The sequence below is a fragment of the Paenibacillus sp. FSL R7-0179 genome, from assembly GCF_038002265.1.
Lineage (GTDB): Bacteria > Bacillota > Bacilli > Paenibacillales > Paenibacillaceae > Paenibacillus_AQ.
The window spans coordinates 1,908,169-1,925,613 of the sequence record NZ_JBBOCC010000001.1; the positions used below are offsets into that span (position 1 = coordinate 1,908,169).

Consider the following 17,445-nt stretch of genomic DNA (forward strand, 5'->3'; position numbering starts at 1 on the left):
TTTTTAATGTACTACTTAGATAATCTCAGAATCCCCTGAACATCCGACACCGGAGGTCTCCCGTACTGGCGGGCGTATTCGCGGCTGAATTGGGAGGGGCTCTCATAGCCTACACGGAAGGCAGCATCGGAGGCTTGGAGCGATTCGGTCAGCATGAGGCGGCGGGCTTCCTGCAAGCGGATGACCTTCTGGTATTGCAGCGGGCTCATGGCGGTGACACGCTTGAAATGCTTGTGGAAGGCAGAGGTGCTCATATTCACGGATTCTGCAAGCTGTTCAACGACAAGGGACTCGGCGTATTGCCTGGTGATCACCTGGATGGCCTCAGCAATCCGGTGCGCATGGCTGCCGATAATGGCGAATTGATACAGGTGTGCGCCTTGGTCACTCTGAAGAACACGATAGAGAATCTCGCGGATCACGAGCGGGGATAGAATGGCAATATCCTGAGGTGCGCCAAGTAACTGGATAAGCCGTACGATGGCTTCGAGTAAGGGCTCAGAGGTTCGGGCAACCGTGATGCCAAGGGAGGTTTCACCCGCAACAAGGGTGGGGTCCGTCATTTCTTTTACAATTTCCAGGATGGTCCCGGGATCGAAGCTTAGCTTGATGCCCAGAAAAGGATGCTCAGACGTAGCCCCGGTAATTCTCCCGTTAATCGGCAGCTCGACAGAGGTCACCAGGTACGTTGACGGATCGTAATGAAATGTTTCACCCGACAGGGTGGCTGCTTTAGCTCCCTCAGCAACGACGCAGATCGATGGCTTATAGACCGACTCCAGCGGTTCTGCTACATCCGTGGCGTGCATCAGCTGCAAGGAAGGAATAAGCGTCTGATGGGTGCCTGCCGATGGAGCATGGCAAAGGATCAGCGCGGCCAATTGCTCTAAAAGCGGCCCGGTCCGCAATGAATCGTTCAAGTTAGTAGCCTCCTTTTCACATATACGTAGGGTTGTTGTTAATCATAGCGAGTTGAAGAGAAATAGGCAAGAAGTGAACAGGTCTGTTATAACGGGATGCTCTTCGAATGATTTACAATGAATCCATAAGGCCAACAGATCATCATCCGGCCTAAGCAAACTTAAGGAGAGTGTTCCTAATGAGTCAGAACGGAAAAGTAGCCATCGTCACAGGTGCATCACGGGGTATAGGAAGACAAATCGCCATTCAGTTGGCCGGTTTAGGAATAAAAGTAGCTGTCAACTATTCATCCAACCGGGGAAAAGCGGACGAGGTCGTGCAAATCATCAAGGAATTCGGCGGGGAAGCGATAGCCGTTCAAGGTGATGTAAGCAAGGTCAGTGAGGTCGAAGCGCTTTTCTCGGAGACAATCGGGCAATTCGGGCGTGTTGATATTTTGGTGAATAATGCCGGGATTATGGACTGCGTGCCTATCGCAGATGTAACGGAGGAAATGTTCGACCGGCACTTTGCTGTAAATGTAAAAGGCACGTATTTCGCCTGCCAGCAAGCAATGAAGCATATGGAGCGGGGTGGAACAATTATTAATTTCTCGACCTCAGTATCAGGCGCGATGCTGCCGACCTATAGCGTCTATGCCGCAACCAAAGGGGCAGTCGAGCAGTTAACCCGCCAATTAGCGAAGGAGTTCGGAGCGAAGGATATCGTCGTGAACTGCGTTGCACCCGGGCAAGTATCGACGGAGTTATTCCTGAACGGGAAATCCGATGAGCTGGTGGATTCCTTCCGCCGGATGAATGCTTTTGGACGGCTTGGTGAACCGGAGGATATTGCGAATGTAATCGACTTGCTCGTCAGTGACAAGGCCCGCTGGATCACCGGGCAGACGATTCGCGTCAATGGCGGGTTTAACTGAAGCAGATGATGAGTTCCTTCCTCTATCTCCTATGGTTTATAATGGAAGGATGAATAGGAGGGAACGAATTGAATAAAGGCATGTTGCTTGTTCTAAATGGAACCTCAAGCTCTGGGAAGACGTCCATCTCGGCTGAGGTTGTAAAACAGAAAGAGATCCCGTTTTATCATGTGTCGATTGATGATTTTTTCATGAATTACAATGATTTCATTAATCATAAATATCCAGATGAGCCAGTACGCGAAATCGACCATCAGGTGGTCTCTGATATTCTGGACGATTCCATCTGCTCCGTGTTCTATTCAACGATTAAGCTGTTAGCGGAAATGGGCTTCAATGTCATCGTGGATACCGTATTCGAGGACGATAAGAGATTTAATGAGTTTTTGGATCATTTTGCGGGCCGGCCTACTTTATTTGTTGGTGTCATGTGCTCCCGGGAAGAGCTAATTAGAAGAGAGCAGGCAAGGGGCGACCGGCAGATTGGACTGGCGGATGCGCAGTTCGACATCGTCTATGGCTTTGATGAATATGATCTCGAAGTGAACACGGAAGAGCTGAATCCGGCGGAATGCGCCGAACAGATTTTAAACTACATTAAGTCTGATAAGGAATACTCGGTATTTCAGAAATTGCGTAAAAGAGATGTTGATCTTAATAAAACGCTACTGACATAACGTTGTCAGGAAGGGTGGGTATAATGAAGACTATATTAACCTACAAACGCGAATATTAGGGGGCTATATTATGTCAGTCATTGGACCCGATTTCATCTCACTTCAGGTCAGCGATCTTGAAGGCTCGGCTGAATTTTATCAACACTATCTTGGACTCGTCCGTTCACAGGCGGGCCCGCCTCATGCGGTGGTTTTTGAGACCAAGCCTATTGCATTTGCACTTCGTGACCTCATGCCGGGAGTCGAACTTAGTAAGGGAACTCAGCCTGGACTTGGTGTTGCGTTATGGCTCTATGCTCCGGATACGCAAGATATTCACGATAAACTCGCAGCAGCAGGCGTAAAAATTACATCCGCACCCATCGATGGCCCCTTCGGACGTACCTTTACCTTCGCCGATCCGGACGGATACTTGATTACTCTTCACAGTAAAGGCTGATCTGCACCACAAGAAGACAGTGTTTCTGTACTGATTGACTCCCCATATGGTAGACAGGTGAGATAATAAAGCCTGTTGCTGTATGGGGAGTTTTTGTTTGATTGAATTCTATTTTCTAATAGAAACCAGATGATGAAAAATGGACGATTGTGTTGCTTTCATCTGGCTGGCACCCTACTCCTTCTATATTGCATTGCATCCATTCCAAGTATTTGGAGTGGATTTTTCCTGAGAAAAGTTCAACCTGAAGGAGATACGCTGCATCCGCAAAGGGCAGTCCTATTTTTTGGCAAGTGTTCTTTATCTTTCTTCCAAAACATGCACAACAAAACGGGTACAACCGCCGTCTATACATAAAGAATGGAAAATAGTCTCAAAGGAGTGTGAACCGCAATTGTTCAAAAAGCTGGCTTTAACATTTCTAATGACGACGATGGTGTTCAGTGCAAGTGTAGCGGGTCCATCGCAATCGCAGGCCAAGGTCCAGGCCGCCGGTGCTGGGGCTGTACAGGCCAAGACCGCCGATCAATTGTATCCGGTTGAAGTGAACAGGAAATACGGCTTCATTAACGGAAAAGGTAAGGTTGTTATCGAAGCGGTATACGACGGATACGGGTATTCAGGAGTGCCCGGAGGGACAGTATATGTCGAGGACCACGCGGCTAAAAAGCAATACTATTTCAGTTCGGAGGGCACCAAGCTGTTTGAATACAAGCTGAGAGATGCCGGCATTCTGTATAATGACCGTGCGCTGTATACAGCGAAGATTCAACTCGCTGGCGGGGCTACGGCGACCCGGTACGGGTATATCGACAGTCAAGGCAAGGTGGCTATACAGCCAAGCTACGTCCGGGCTTTTAATTTCTCCGAAGGTCTGGCCCGGGTTAATTTGGGCAAAGCCTCAGGGTACATCAACACGAAGGGCGAGCTTATCGTTCCGTACCGGTACAGCTTTACGTCTGATTTCTCCGAAGGCATGGCAGCTGTTACGCTTGCCGTTGGCGGCAAATACGGCTACATCGACACCACCGGCAAGCTTCGCATAACCCCACGGTATGATTACGCCACACCGTTCTCCGATGGGGCAGCAGTCGTGTCTGTGAATGGCAAATACGGCTACATCGACAAAAAAGGCAATTACCTGATCAAGCCGCAGTTCAGCATGGCGCAGCCGTTCTCGGAAGGACTGGCATTCGTTGAGCGCAATGGAGTCACTTTCTATATTAATAAGAAGGGTGTCAAAGTCATCCAGGGATATACGGCCGGAGGTTTGTTCAAGGGCGGTCTGGCTCCAGTCAGCCCGGGGCAGAGGTACGGCTACATTAATACCTCCGGCCGCTTCGTGGTCAAGCCGCAACTCTATTGGGCCGATTCGTTCAATGGCGAGTTGGCGGAAATCACCCTGCTCGTTCCAGATACACGCGAGGAAATCAGAGGGTACATGAACCGCAGCGGAACCATCGTCTGGCCACCGGCTTCCGGGCTTCCGGCCGGCGTGGTGAAGCCTTAACTACATCAATCGACTAAGAGTAGAGGAGGCAACAATATTTCATGGGCAACAACTTATACCGAAAACTAGGTGCGGCTTTTTTGATTGCTGCCGGGTTAATCTACACGATCGAACGTGTAGGGACTATGATCGCGCGAAGTCATGAATATTCTGCGTTATACGAAGCTAACTTGTTGAATTTCCAGCCAGAAACGCCTATCGCAGGCTTCTTCGATAATATCTTTGTTCCAGTCCTTACGTTAATTGGTGTGATCCTATTCGTATATGGTTTTCCAAAGAAAACAAAATAGGAGAAGTATAGTTAAAAGGTATACACATGATCCCCGGCATCCGCCCAGGCCAGCGTTCCATCCGGCATCCAGTCCAGCAGTGTGCCTGCGGCCACGAAGCTAAAGGTCCGCTCCTGTGTGTCGTAGACCTGTATGGCACCTGTGCCGGATTTGAAGGCTGCAAATCTGTTGTCCGGTGACCAGTGGAGTTCGGCGAACAGGAAGTCATCTCGCTGCTGCCGCTCATGCTCCGAGATATCCTGTTGTACCTGGACCGTGATCCGCTGATCCTGCATCACCGAAGAATCTCCGCTTCCGGTATTGTATCGGATTTGGCCGAGAGTGTTATTCTCACCTCTGTCTGCGGGAAGAATCAGATACGAATCATCCGCCCAAGCCAGCGGATACACGAACAGGAAGCCGTCACTGTGGGAGAGGAAGACGGCGTTCTCCCGCGAATGCAGTATTTTCCCCTTCTGATCTAGCACTGCCAAGTCTGCCCCGGGACCGATGAACTCGTCATGTGCGGTAAGTACAGCGATACGCTTACCGTCAGCCGAGGAGGACATTCCGTAGACCGGCATGTCGAACACATGAAGCTTCATACGGGTGAAGTCCTTCAGGTCCACCCGGTACAGCGTCTTATTGCCTGAGATCATATAAGTGAAGTCCCCGTAGAAGCGGTCAGAGTACATCTCTTGGTAACCATAGTCATTACCGTAGGCCTCCTTCTCCTCGGGAAAAGCCGGAATCTCCAGCGCCTCGCCAGTCAGGGCGTGAACCAGATGATGCTTCTCCTGCCCGTAGAACAGATAGGAGGGGGCCACCGATTTCGGGGTCTGAATGGACTTAATCCAGCCCGTGTTCCAGGCAGGTACTACGCGCCGGATGCCGGAGGTGATGCCCTGGAACAGCAGACTGCCCTCGCCGGCCTGAGTTCTGACCACAACCGAGTTACGGTATGGCTGCTCCGTACTGGCATACTTACGCCCGTCTGCGGTAACGGCTTCATCCAGATTGAACGTACCGGACCAGGCGCTGCTTTCATCCAGATGCAGACGGATTTGCAGAAACCGCGGGGACTCCCATTCCAGCGTATACCGGAACCCTGTCTCGGGATCACTGGTCTGTAGACTGTTTTTCAGTGCTTGCTCCAGTGAATTCTGGTCGATATCGCTGTTCGACTTCACCTGTATCAGTTGTCCGCCTCCGCCGATAGATTTCAATTGCTCAATATAAAGTAGCGGCTCCTCCATGCTTGAAGATGCTGAAGCGGAAGGTGTAGTTGATGTAGCTGTGGGTGATCCGATCGTTGGGGAAGCTGTGGATGGTGCTGAGGAAGAGTTGTCCACAGCTTTCTTGTCCGCCGCCTGACATCCTGTGAGCAGAGCCGCCGCTAGTACAATTGCTGTCATATAGCGCATATATTAACCTCCTGTGGTGTTTAATTGTCCTATTGTTTTCAGAGAATAGATAGATTTACCATATTGTTATGGACGCGGTTGCTGTGCAGAAGTTGCAGATGCGGGTGCGAGGGCTAAGTTAGGTTAACCGTATAGAATGAGTAAAACGGTTCTTTCTTTTGACTTCCCGGCTACGAATGTCTACCCTGAAGTTACATAATAAGGAAAGCGAGTGAACCTATGAATAGAAGCGCTGACAAGCTGAACGTTGTCATTCGGGACACGGAAGGGGTTAAGCGCTCATGCCAATTCACTTCCGTGTAGGCACAACAGATACGGAGGGATAGCTTTTGAAGAATACGCAAGCAGGCTTTGAGTACAATGGGGATTATTATGAAGCCATCGGAGATTTCATGCGGGAGCAGTATTTGAAATATGGTTTCGCCCAGGGAACGATGCAGGAAGCAGACTTTTTAATGAAGTTAATGAATCTGCGGCAGGGTACTCGCATTCTGGATATTGGCTGTGGTCCGGGGCGGCATAGTCTGGAATTGGCCCGGCGCGGAGTGAGAACAGTGGGCGTGGATATTTCTGCGGAATTTATCAGACACGCGAACCGGGAAGCTGCGAAGGAAGAGTTAGAGGCAACATTTCTGGCGGCGGATGCCCGCGAGCTAATGTTTGATCAGGAGTTCGATGGTGCGATTTGTCTGTGTGAAGGGGCTTTTGGACTGGCGGGCAGTGAAGAGAATCACCGGAAGGTCCTTAGAGGAGTTCATCGGGCGCTGAAGCCGGGTGCTCTATTTGTTCTTACGGTAATTAATGCGTTTAACTTAGCCCGGCGTATACAGGATGAGTCGTTATTTGATCCGTATTCCTGCACCGTGATCGATAAAGAAGAGATTCATAGTCCCGAGGGTGAATCCAAAGAGGTATTGATCTATACCACCGCTTTTACCTTCCGGGAATTGCAGATGCTTCTGGGCAGTGAAGGTTTCGCAGTGGAGGCCGCATATGGCTGTAGCCCGGGACAATTCGGGAAGCATCCCTTACAGCTCGGCAGCATGGAGATTATGATGGTTGCCCGGCGTAAGTAGACAGTAGTGTGTTGAATAAGGAGCGGTAGCCGGTCTTAAGGGGCCAGGGTACCGCTATTTGGTGTATATAATGGGAAGAGATAAACTAAATACCAGGAGGGTAATTATGGAACTTACTGTGAAGAACTCTAGGATTCAGTTGGTCCAAGGTGATATAACCAAGATTGAGGCGGAAGCGATAGTGAACGCAGCTAATACCAGCTTGCTGGGTGGGGGTGGTGTAGATGGCGCAATCCATAGAGTCGGGGGAAAAGCTATTTTAGAAGAATGTATGAAGATCCGGAATCAGCAAGGTGGTTGTGAGGTTGGAGAAGCGGTAGTCACCACAGCAGGGAACTTGCCAAGCCGTTATGTCATTCATACCGTTGGCCCCGTGTGGAATGGCGGAGGGAATCAGGAGGAGGATAAGCTGAGAAATTGTTACAGGAATGCATTAACACAGGCTGAAGGAAAGGAAGTGGCAAGCATTGCTTTTCCTAATATAAGCACTGGCATCTACAGATACCCGAAAGACCCGGCGTGTTCCATCGCGGTTGAGGAAGTGTCCGGGTATTTATCGAAGAATGAAACAAACATTAAGAGGGTTATATTTGTATGCTTTGATGAAAATAACTTGGAAATCTATAAGAATGAATTCAAGAAGTACGGAGCATAGTGAGGCCAAAACATTAACGTAAATGAACCTTATTCCTCCTTCAATTGTTAATGATATAACAGGCTCTGGGTAGTGGGGAACGTCTGGCTGTTCAGAGCAGCAAAGTGGAGGGCTACAGGTGACGGTTATACTGGCAATGCATGTGATGACACATCTGCTTACAGGCAGTTTTGTTGTATCGATTGTGCTTATGCGCAAGGCGATATCTTTTAAGGAAAAAGTGGTTCTGCTCGGACTGGCCTCATTCCTGGGAATTGTGCCGGATCTCTTGGGGAACAGGTATGTGTCTCCTTGGTCGCATTCCATTGTCGTCATGGGGCTGGTCATGGTACCAATCGTGTTCTTATTCAAGCTGCTACTCAAGAAATATTCGTACATTCAGTTATATCTATGTCTGGCGGGGAGTGTGCTGGGGCATATTCTGGTAGACTCTCTGGGACATGGGGTGCATTTGGTGTATCCTCTGTCCAGCGAAGCTTACACCCTGCCATTAATCTACCTCGGTGATCCTACGGTGTGGGTGCCTATGTTGGTGGGTGTTATGAGTTTTGTGCTTCCGGTGCCATTGGGCAGGAGACGGGTGCTGAGTGCAGCCTGTGCTGTGTGTATTGTCCTGTATCTCGGCCTTAAGCTTGCCATGCTGATGCAGCTGGAGCAAGGGCTTCCGCGTAAATTCACGCTAACTCCAGAGGCCGCCGTACAGGTGCATCCGCTTGGGGATTATCAGGTTCAAGGGCTTACGGATTTTTGGAAAATGGGGCTTGACGTCATCGACTCCCAGCGCAGAATCCTTGGAATATTGCCTGTCCCGGGCGGCGGCATCCGGTTGGAGGTTAATCTGATCTTTGCCGCGAAGGGTGACGTTGTACGCAGCAATTCGGGAAAAGACGGGCTGGAGTACGTGTACCGGATGCCCTCTGCTGAAGATGAAGCTTCATTGGAAGTGCTGGAGGAGAGCAGACAAGGGCTTACCGGAGAGATTGTTGCACGCGACCAGGAGGGAAATTCCCGTTATTTCATCTATAAGGATGGAGCGTGGGCAGTAGAACAGAGGAAATAGACTATTGCAAAGTAGGAGGCAGTGCGTGGAAGATACTCAAGCACTTATTCAAAAACTGGATTGGGATACACCAGAAGGTGAACAAGCAGAGGCTATGGGTCGACCAGCCAGCTCCAATATCTTAATGCAATCTTAATGTTCTTGCATATTCCTTAACGCTATATTAATGCCGGACATGATATGTTGAACACCACAGAATAGTCTTCTGTGGTGTTTTTGTTGTGTCCTACAAATAACAAGCGAGTGGTGAAACTGAGTGATTTCATTTGTAAAACGGTTTTTAATTGGCAGACCCTTAAAGTCCAGTGAGCTCGGAGAGCAAAAGTTAAATAAAAAGAAAGCACTGGCTATACTGTCTTCTGATGCACTGTCATCCGTGGCTTACGGGCCGGAGCAGATACTGATTGTTCTGGTTACGGTTGGGGCAGCCGCCTTCTGGTATTCGATCCCGATAGCACTGGGTGTGTTGATCCTGCTGACCGCGCTCATTCTGTCCTACCGGCAGATTATTTTTGCTTATTCTCACGGCGGGGGCGCCTATGTGGTGTCCAAGGAGAACCTGGGCAAGTACCCGGGGTTAATTGCTGGCGGTTCGCTGCTGGTTGACTATATTCTAACGGTTGCTGTAAGTATTTCGGCGGGTACGGATGCTATCACCTCAGCGTTTCCAAGCCTGCATGAGCATAAAGTGGTGATCGCCATTGCTTTTGTTCTGCTGATCACGATTTTGAACTTAAGAGGAGTAACGGAATCTGCCTCCGTCCTCGCTTATCCGGTCTATTTATTCGTCCTGGCCTTATTCATCCTTATTGGTACAGGTCTGTACAACATCTTGTCAGGTAACGTTCCGGCAGAGCTGCATACCTCGCTGGGTACTCCTGTAGCGGGAATAAGCCTATTTCTATTATTGCGCGCATTTTCTTCCGGGAGCTCTGCGTTAACGGGGGTTGAAGCGATTTCCAATGCCATACCGAATTTCAAAAGCCCGGAAGCGTCCAACGCCTCCAAAACCTTAATCGCCATGGGCGTGTTACTGGCTGTCATGTTCTCAGGCATTGTGGTGTTAGCTTATTATTACGGGATTGCACCCCGCGCTGACGTCACTGTGGTGTCGCAAATTGCCGAGCAAACCTTTGGCCGGAATGCGATGTACTATTTTATCCAAGGAACGACTGCATTAATCTTGATACTGGCTGCCAATACCGGTTATTCCGCCTTTCCACTACTGGCTGTGAACCTTGCCAAGGATAAATTCATTCCGCGAATGTTTACTATGCGGGGGGACCGGCTGGGCTACTCCAACGGCATTATCATATTGGGTGTTCTGTCCATGCTTCTGATTTATGTCTTTGAGGGGAAAACAGAGCAGCTGATTCCTTTATATGCTGTAGGTGTGTTCATTCCCTTTACGTTGTCGCAGAGCGGGATGATGGTGAAATGGCTCCGGGAAAAGCCAGCAGGCTGGGTGCAAAAGTTCATCATTAACACGGTTGGCGCTCTAATCAGCTTCGTGGTGACAATGATGTTCTTCATGACCAAGTTTACTCAGGTATGGCCGGTATTTGTCTTCCTGCCGATTCTGCTCCTGGTGTTCCACCGGATTCATAAGCATTATGAGGCCATTGCGGACCAGCTTAGAATTACGACCTGTGAGGAAACGATCAAGATTGAAGGCAATGTGATTATCGTGCCGGTTGCCGGAATCACTCATGTCGTAATGAACTCCCTGGAATATGCCAAGTCGCTGTCTCCGCAGCAGATTATAGCCGTCTACGTGCCCTTCGAGCGGGAAGATGAAGCGGTGTTCGAGGAGAAGTGGAGAAAGTGGCAGCCGGACGTAAGGTTAGTAACCCTATATACTCCTTATAGAAGCATCGTACAGCCATTGACCAAGTTTATTGATAAAGTAAATTGGAAGGCCGCAGAGCTGAACCATAGGGTGACGGTAATTATTCCACAGTTCATTCCGAAGAAAGGCTGGCATAATATCCTTCATAATCAATCGAGTCTGCTGATACGCGCCCGTCTGCTGTTCCGTAGCGATGTGATTGTCACTACAGTGCCTTATCATTTGAAGAAGTGATGGATTGTAAAAAAGCCTGCCCCCCTCTATACCGGGCGTGCAGGCTTCTTGCTGTTATTAAGGTTCGTTAAGTTAGCTTGGCTCAAGCAGCCTGCTTCGCAGGCAGCAGACGGCGGATCAGCTTCGCCAGCTCCATCACAATGACAGCACCCACGGCGAGACCGGTGGCGGTCAGCCAGTGGTTCAGCCCGAAGGAGGCAGGGATCGAGAAGATCTCTCTGACACCAGGCAGGACCGCGATGCCATAGAAGGCGAAGCAGATCATGACTGCGCCGATTACATATTTGTTGCTGAAGAATCCGGCCTGCACAGAAGTCTGGCTGTTGGAGCGGGCCGCGAAGGTCTGCAGGGTGCGCGCCAGAATCAGCGTGGTGAAGGCCATCGCAATCCCCATCTCATCCGAATGCAGCAGCCCGATATACTGGGAGATAATCACGGCAATCCCGATCAGCAGACCGCGGGTAATCACTGCCTGCATCATCCCGCCTGCAAAAATGCCTTCGCTGATGTCCCGCGGCTTGCGGCTCATTACATCCGGCTCGGCCTTTTCCATACCCAGCGCAATCGCCGGGAGGGAGTCATTCGCCAGGTTAATGAACAACAGCTGAATCGCCGTGAACGGATTGATCCAGTCGAAGATCAGGGCGAACAGGATGGCGATGATCGCACCCAGATTGCCGGCGAACAGATAGGCGATTGCCTTCTTAATGTTATCGAACACTGTCCGGCCAACGGCCACTGCGTTGACGATGGATACGAAGTTATCATCGGTGAGGATCATAGCCGCCGAATCCTTGGCGACATCGGTACCGCTGCCCATCGCAACCCCGATATCCGCCTGCTTCAGGGCCGGGGCGTCGTTGACGCCGTCACCGGTCATGGCGGTGATTTTGCCTTTGCGCTGCCAGGCCCGGACAATCCGGATCTTGTTCTCCGGGGAGACGCGGGCATACACGCCGATCTGCTCCAGCCTGCTGTCCAGCTCTTCGTCGGACATGGCATCCAGCTCCTGACCGGTAACGGCGATCTCATGCTCCGCCATCAGCCCGATGTCGCGGCCGATGGCTTGGGCGGTGGTTTTATGGTCCCCGGTGATCATAATCGTGCGGATACCTGCTTTGTTCGACTCCGCAATAGAGCCATATACGGCCTCGCGCGGCGGGTCAATCATCGCCGACAGGCCGACCAGAACCATGTCATGCTCATCGTCAAGGCCCACCTCAGTCACCGTGTCCGGCACGTTCTTATAGGCATAAGCAAGCACGCGCAGCGCTCTGCTGGAGAACTGTTCATTCGCTTCATTGAAGTTTTCCAGGACCTCCGCCGTCAGCGGAACCTCCTGGCCCTCCAGCAGGACATGGGAGCATCTGCTGAACAGAACATCCGGGCCGCCTTTGGTAAGCAGGGCTTTCTGTCCTTCGAATGTATGCAGCGTGGTCATTAGCTTGCGCTCCGAATCGAACGGCAGCTCGGCCTCGCGCGGGAAGTTATCGCGGATCTCGCGGTAATCCCTGTCCTTGTTATTACTGAAGGCAATCAGTGCTACCTCGGTCGGGTCGCCCAGCTCCTTGCCTTCTTCATTAATATTGGAGTCGTTACAGAGTACGGCGATATGCAGCAGCTTGCGGGCTTCTTCCGACCAGTCATCGGCTTTCAGCTTGAACTGCTCCTTCGGGCCTCCGGGGAGGAAATAATCGACAACCGTCATTTTATTCTGGGTCAGCGTTCCGGTCTTGTCCGTACAGATGACGCTCGTTGATCCCAGTGCCTCTACAGCAGGCAGTTTACGGATAATTGCATGCTGACGGGCCATTTTGTTCGTGCCCACGGAGAGTACAATGGTTACGATAGAAGACAACGCCTCGGGGATAGCGGCGACGGCTACTGCAACAGCGAACATCAGGGCATTCAGGATGGCTTCGGTGGTGTCCACCGTGTCATTCGAGAGCCAGACGCGTGCGGCCTGAATAGCGAAGATCAGCACCGACAGCAGCAGGACGGCGATCCCCAGCTTTTTGCCGAAGCTCTCCAGCTTGCGCTGCAGGGGCGTCTGTTTGGCTTCGGCACTCTCGATCAGCCCGGCGATCTTTCCGAGCTCGGTGCCGAGTGCCGTTCCTGTAATCACCAGAGTTCCCCGTCCATAGACGACCAGTGAGCCGCTGAAGGCCATGTTGCGCCGGTCACCCAGCGGAGCCTCCTGCGGGATCGGGTCAGTATGCTTTTCCACGGCTTCGGATTCGCCGGTCAGCATGCCCTCATCAATCCGCAGACTCCCGGATTCAATAATCCGTCCATCCGCAGGCACATAATCACCAGCCTCCAGGAAGACGATGTCTCCCCGGACAAGCTCCCTTGCCGGAATCGACAGTAAGGCCCCGTCACGCATGACCTTGGCTTCGGGTGCGGACATTTTGCGCAGGGCGTCCAGTGAGCTCTCCGCCTTCCGGGTCTGCACCACACTGATAACAGCATTCAGAATCAGCACCACGAAGATGATGACGGATTCCATAATATGTCCCATTACGATCTGAACGGTAGCCGCGATGAGCAGCACAATGACCATAGGATCTTTGAAATTCTCCAGAAACAGCTTCCATAGCGGGTCCTTCGCTTTGCCCTTCAACTCATTGTAGCCTTCCTTGGCCAGCCGGTTCTCTGCTTCAGCAGACGTAAGCCCGCTTGCGGAACTGCCGACTTCTTCCAGGGTGTCTGATATATGGCGGCGGTAATATTCCATCAGGTACAAGCTCCTCTCCCGTTAGTTATTCTTTAGTCTGTATGGTCCAAATTTACGTTATATAGTATGACAAGTTTCAAGATTTTCAGCCCGGGCGGCTAATTACTTATACCCCAAAGGGCGGCTTTTGTATAAAATCAAAGAAAATAGTTATAGTGTTGCGGAACCAGAGACGCTAAGGGCCATGCCCAGGCGTCTTTTTTTGTACTTTTAGAGCAAAACCCATAAAAAGTGGTATTTTTCCCAATGAGGGTTCCTTATGCCGGAGAGGGACAGGCACTATAATATGAAGGCGGTTACATAAAACCGAGGATGAATATAAAAGGGGAGGCAAAGTATGAAAAGTATGAAGCGTGTTTTAGCGGGGCTCTCAACAGTACTCGTAATGTCATCTGCTCTGGCAGGCTGCGGCGGGAACTCAGGTAATAGCTCGTCCGGCGCAGCTGCAACAACGGCTCCGGCATCGAATGCGGCAGAGGCAACCAAAGCTCCTGATGCAGGTAGCGGTGAGAAGGTAACGATCAATCTGTGGAGCTTCACCGATGAAATTCCGAACATGACTAAGAAGTATTTGGAAATCCATCCCGAGGCAAATGTAGAGTTCAAAACTACGATTGTTGCAACTACAGACGGCGCATATCAGCCTGCGCTTGACCAGGCTCTAGCTGCCGGCGGCAAAGATGCACCTGATATTTATGCTACTGAAGGCGCATTCGTACTCAAATATACACAAGGTGATGCATCCACTTTTGCAGCCAACTATGCGGACCTGGGCCTTACTGATCAAATGGTTAAGGATGCAGGCATTGCCCAGTACTCTGTAGATATTGGCAGCAGCACTGACGGACAGCTGAAAGGTCTCGGCTATCAGGCCACAGGCGGAGCCTTTATCTATCGCCGCTCGCTTGCCAAGGATGTATTTGGAACAGATGACCCGGCTAAGATTAAGGATGAGGTGGGTCCAGGCTGGGATAAATTCTTCAGTGCAGCAGAGAAGCTGAAAGCTAAAGGGTATGCTGCAGTTTCCGGTGACGGCGATATCTGGCACGCGATCGAAAACAGCTCGGATAAAGGCTGGATTGTCGATGGCAAGCTGCATATCGATCCGAAGCGTGAAGAATTCCTTGATCTCTCTAAGAAGCTTAAAGACAATAACTACTACAACGATACGACAGATTGGCAAGAAGCCTGGTTCGCTGATATGAACGGCACTGGCGAAAAACCAGTCTTCGGATTCTTCGGTCCGGCTTGGCTCATTAACTATACATTAAGCGAACATGCCAAAGATACAAAGGGTGACTGGGCAGTTACTGAATCCCCAACAGGATTCTTCTGGGGAGGCACTTGGTTGCTCGCTAACAAAGACGTAGTCAAGGACGAAGCCAAGAAAAAGGCGGTTGCAGACTTTATCAAGTGGGTAACGCTCGATACCACTGAAACCGGACTCCAGTACTACTGGGCTAACGGAACGTTGAAAGATGGCGAGCAAGGCGCGAAGGACAGCGTTGCTTCCTCCGTTGTCATGGACAAGTCCAAGGGTGACTTGGAACTCGTTGGCGGACAGAACATCTTCGATATCTTTGTTCCGGCGAATGCCAATGCTTCCGGTAAGAACTTGACTGCATTCGACGAAACGATCAACAAGCTCTGGCGTGATCAAGTACGCGAATATACGGCAGGCAATAAGACCCGTGATAAAGCAATCGAAACCTTCAAACAGCAAGTCAAAGACCAACTTAATATTGATAGCGAATAAAAATTAAACGAAGGGGCGGGGGAGTCATCCCGCCCCTTCATATCAACTAAAGGGGTGAGAGCATGCGCCGCAAAGGTGTGAACTACTCTAAATTTGGCTATATTTTTACGTTTCCGTTTGTTTTGGCATTTCTGATTTTCTCACTCTATCCTATTTTATACACCGCATTCATCGGGTTCACGGATTTGCAGGGATTAATACCAAAACCAATACATATTTTGGATAATCCTTTTCAGAATTTCAAAGATTTGCTTTTTAGTAACGCCTCTTTCCGGAAATCACTAATTAACACCGGATTGCTCTGGTTCCTTAACTTCGTTCCTCAGATCCTTCTTGCGCTCTTACTCACTGCATGGTTCACTAACCAGCGTCTTAAAATTAGGGGACAGGGCTTTTTCAAGGTTCTGCTCTACATGCCAAATGTTATTACTGCGGGTACCATCGCCTTGCTGTTCAGCACTCTGTTTGGCTATCCGATGGGTCCGGTAAACAGCTTTTTTCAAATGATGGGCTGGTCCGACGCTCCAATCTACTTCCTTCAGGATAAGACGGTAGCGCGGGGCATTGTGGCATTCATCCAGTTCTGGATGTGGTACGGAAACACCATGATCATCCTTATCGCAGGTGTTATGGGGATCAATCCTGCGCTCTTCGAGTCTGCGGCGATTGACGGTGCAAACGGAGTTCAGACGTTCTTCCGGATCACGCTGCCAAGTTTACGTACCATTATGTTATTCACGCTGATTACATCGATGGTCGGTGGCTTGACTATGTTTGATATTCCGCAGCTCTTCCTTGCAGGCGGACCGGATGACTCTACGCTTACCACCTCCATGTTCATTTATGGGCAAGCCTTTAAAGGAAGCTATTTGTACAACCGTGCAGCTGCTGCGAGTATGATTATGTTCCTGATTTCGGGGATATTGTCCGCATTTGTGTTCTATCTAATGCGTGACCGTGACGCGGCCAGACTTAAAAAAATCGAAAAAATGCACCGGAAATCCACCAAGAGCAGCCAAAAGGGGGGCGTAGCACATGGACAATAATCAAAAAGGCGGAAATGTCACCCGGACGATCAATAAAACGATTATTTATATCGTTTGTATCAGCCTGGCGTTGCTCAGCATTTTACCGTTTTGGATCATGTTTGTTAACGCCACCCGCTCTTCGGCACAAATTCAAGCAGGTCTCTCGCTATTGCCTTCAACGCATATGATGGACAACCTGCGGGTGCTGCTCGAAAAGAGCTTCGATCCGATTCAGGGGTTCATGAATTCATTTATTATTTCGGCTTCAGCCACTCTCCTGACTGTCTATTTCTCATCCCTTGCGGCGTATGGTCTAGTGACTTATAGCTGGAAGCTGCGCGGGGCATTCTTTACCTTTATTTTGTGTGTAATGATGATTCCCTCTCAGGCAAGTGCCATTGGTTTCTATCAGTTTATGTATAAAATTCATTGGACGAACAGCTTCCTTCCACTGATTCTTCCTGCAATTGCCGCGCCGGCTGTAGTGTTCTTTATGCGCCAGTATCTGCTGGCCACACTGTCGATTGAGATTGTGGAAGCAGCACGCGTGGACGGGTCCGGTGAGTTCAAAACCTTTAACCGCATCATCTTGCCGCTGATGGTTCCGGCAGTCGCAACGCAGGCCATCTTCGCCTTCGTGGGCAACTGGAACAACTTGTTTATGCCGTTAATCCTCCTTACTCAGAAGGAGAAGTACACGATGCCGATCATGGTCAGCTTGCTCCGGGGGGATATATACAAGACCTCCTTCGGCTCGATTTACATGGGGCTGGCGCTGACGGCATTGCCGCTGTTCGTAGTCTACTTCCTGCTGTCCCGTTATATTATCGCAGGTGTAGCACTGGGCGGAGTCAAAGAATAACCGGATCAGGATAGCTGTGAAGACAAACCATA

General features: G+C 50.3%; 15 protein-coding genes. 12 read left to right on the forward strand and 3 right to left on the reverse strand.

Features of this window, described 5'->3' with window-relative positions; genetic code table 11:
- Positions 1–11 precede the first annotated feature (11 nt).
- On the reverse strand, positions 12–920 hold the full coding sequence (locus tag MKX63_RS08515) for an AraC family transcriptional regulator (RefSeq protein ID WP_341016475.1): 909 nt from the start codon (positions 918–920) through the stop codon (positions 12–14).
- A gap of 179 nt (positions 921–1,099) precedes the next feature.
- On the opposite strand from MKX63_RS08515, the gene MKX63_RS08520 reads away from it, so the two are divergent.
- The 5 genes from MKX63_RS08520 to MKX63_RS08540 all read left to right on the forward strand — a co-directional run bounded on the left by MKX63_RS08520 (position 1,100) and on the right by MKX63_RS08540 (position 4,753).
- A complete protein-coding gene (locus MKX63_RS08520) occupies positions 1,100–1,837 on the forward strand; it encodes an SDR family oxidoreductase (protein WP_341016477.1) in 738 nt (245 codons plus the stop codon).
- An 80-nt stretch (positions 1,838–1,917) separates the two neighbouring features.
- The gene (locus tag MKX63_RS08525; protein ID WP_445323519.1) at positions 1,918–2,514 is read left to right on the forward strand and encodes a chloramphenicol phosphotransferase CPT family protein; all 597 of its coding nucleotides are present in this window, start codon (positions 1,918–1,920) and stop codon (positions 2,512–2,514) included.
- A gap of 70 nt (positions 2,515–2,584) precedes the next feature.
- Positions 2,585–2,953, forward strand: coding sequence for a VOC family protein (locus MKX63_RS08530; RefSeq protein WP_341016479.1), 369 nt, complete (start codon positions 2,585–2,587; stop codon positions 2,951–2,953).
- A 424-nt stretch (positions 2,954–3,377) separates the two neighbouring features.
- Positions 3,378–4,463 carry a WG repeat-containing protein gene (locus MKX63_RS08535; protein WP_341016480.1) on the forward strand — a complete coding sequence of 362 codons (1,086 nt, stop codon included), beginning with the start codon at positions 3,378–3,380 and terminating at the stop codon, positions 4,461–4,463.
- A 41-nt stretch (positions 4,464–4,504) separates the two neighbouring features.
- Positions 4,505–4,753, forward strand: a complete 249-nt coding sequence (locus MKX63_RS08540; RefSeq protein WP_341016481.1) for a hypothetical protein — start codon at positions 4,505–4,507, stop codon at positions 4,751–4,753.
- An 11-nt stretch (positions 4,754–4,764) separates the two neighbouring features.
- Here MKX63_RS08540 and MKX63_RS08545 read toward each other — a convergent pair whose 3' ends face one another.
- Positions 4,765–6,156, reverse strand: a complete 1,392-nt coding sequence (locus tag MKX63_RS08545; RefSeq protein WP_341016483.1) for a hypothetical protein — start codon at positions 6,154–6,156, stop codon at positions 4,765–4,767.
- Between the two features lie 329 nt (positions 6,157–6,485).
- Here MKX63_RS08545 and MKX63_RS08550 point away from each other — a divergent pair, with 329 nt between their 5' ends.
- The 4 genes from MKX63_RS08550 (at position 6,486) to MKX63_RS08565 (ending at position 11,030) form a co-directional block, all read left to right on the forward strand.
- Complete coding sequence (locus MKX63_RS08550; protein WP_341016485.1) at positions 6,486–7,232, forward strand: SAM-dependent methyltransferase; 747 nt, start codon at positions 6,486–6,488, stop codon at positions 7,230–7,232.
- A 106-nt stretch (positions 7,233–7,338) separates the two neighbouring features.
- Positions 7,339–7,887, forward strand: coding sequence for an O-acetyl-ADP-ribose deacetylase (locus MKX63_RS08555; RefSeq protein WP_341016486.1), 549 nt, complete (start codon positions 7,339–7,341; stop codon positions 7,885–7,887).
- 118 nt (positions 7,888–8,005) lie between these two features.
- A complete protein-coding gene (locus MKX63_RS08560) occupies positions 8,006–8,947 on the forward strand; it encodes a metal-dependent hydrolase (RefSeq protein WP_341016487.1) in 942 nt (313 codons plus the stop codon).
- Positions 8,948–9,203: 256 nt separating this feature from the next.
- Complete coding sequence (locus tag MKX63_RS08565; protein ID WP_341016488.1) at positions 9,204–11,030, forward strand: APC family permease; 1,827 nt, start codon at positions 9,204–9,206, stop codon at positions 11,028–11,030.
- 82 nt (positions 11,031–11,112) lie between these two features.
- Here MKX63_RS08565 and MKX63_RS08570 read toward each other — a convergent pair whose 3' ends face one another.
- Entirely contained in the window at positions 11,113–13,767 is a 2,655-nt protein-coding gene (locus MKX63_RS08570) for a cation-translocating P-type ATPase (RefSeq protein WP_341016490.1), read from the reverse strand.
- Positions 13,768–14,104: 337 nt separating this feature from the next.
- Here MKX63_RS08570 and MKX63_RS08575 point away from each other — a divergent pair, with 337 nt between their 5' ends.
- From MKX63_RS08575 to MKX63_RS08585, 3 genes are all read left to right on the forward strand, one after another.
- A complete protein-coding gene (locus MKX63_RS08575; protein WP_341016491.1) occupies positions 14,105–15,523 on the forward strand; it encodes an ABC transporter substrate-binding protein in 1,419 nt (472 codons plus the stop codon).
- A 62-nt stretch (positions 15,524–15,585) separates the two neighbouring features.
- Positions 15,586–16,569 carry a carbohydrate ABC transporter permease gene (locus tag MKX63_RS08580; RefSeq protein WP_341016492.1) on the forward strand — a complete coding sequence of 328 codons (984 nt, stop codon included), beginning with the start codon at positions 15,586–15,588 and terminating at the stop codon, positions 16,567–16,569.
- The gene (locus tag MKX63_RS08585; RefSeq protein WP_341016493.1) at positions 16,559–17,413 is read left to right on the forward strand and encodes a carbohydrate ABC transporter permease; all 855 of its coding nucleotides are present in this window, start codon (positions 16,559–16,561) and stop codon (positions 17,411–17,413) included. The genes MKX63_RS08580 and MKX63_RS08585 overlap by 11 nt, the downstream gene beginning before the upstream one ends.
- Positions 17,414–17,445 lie beyond the last annotated feature (32 nt).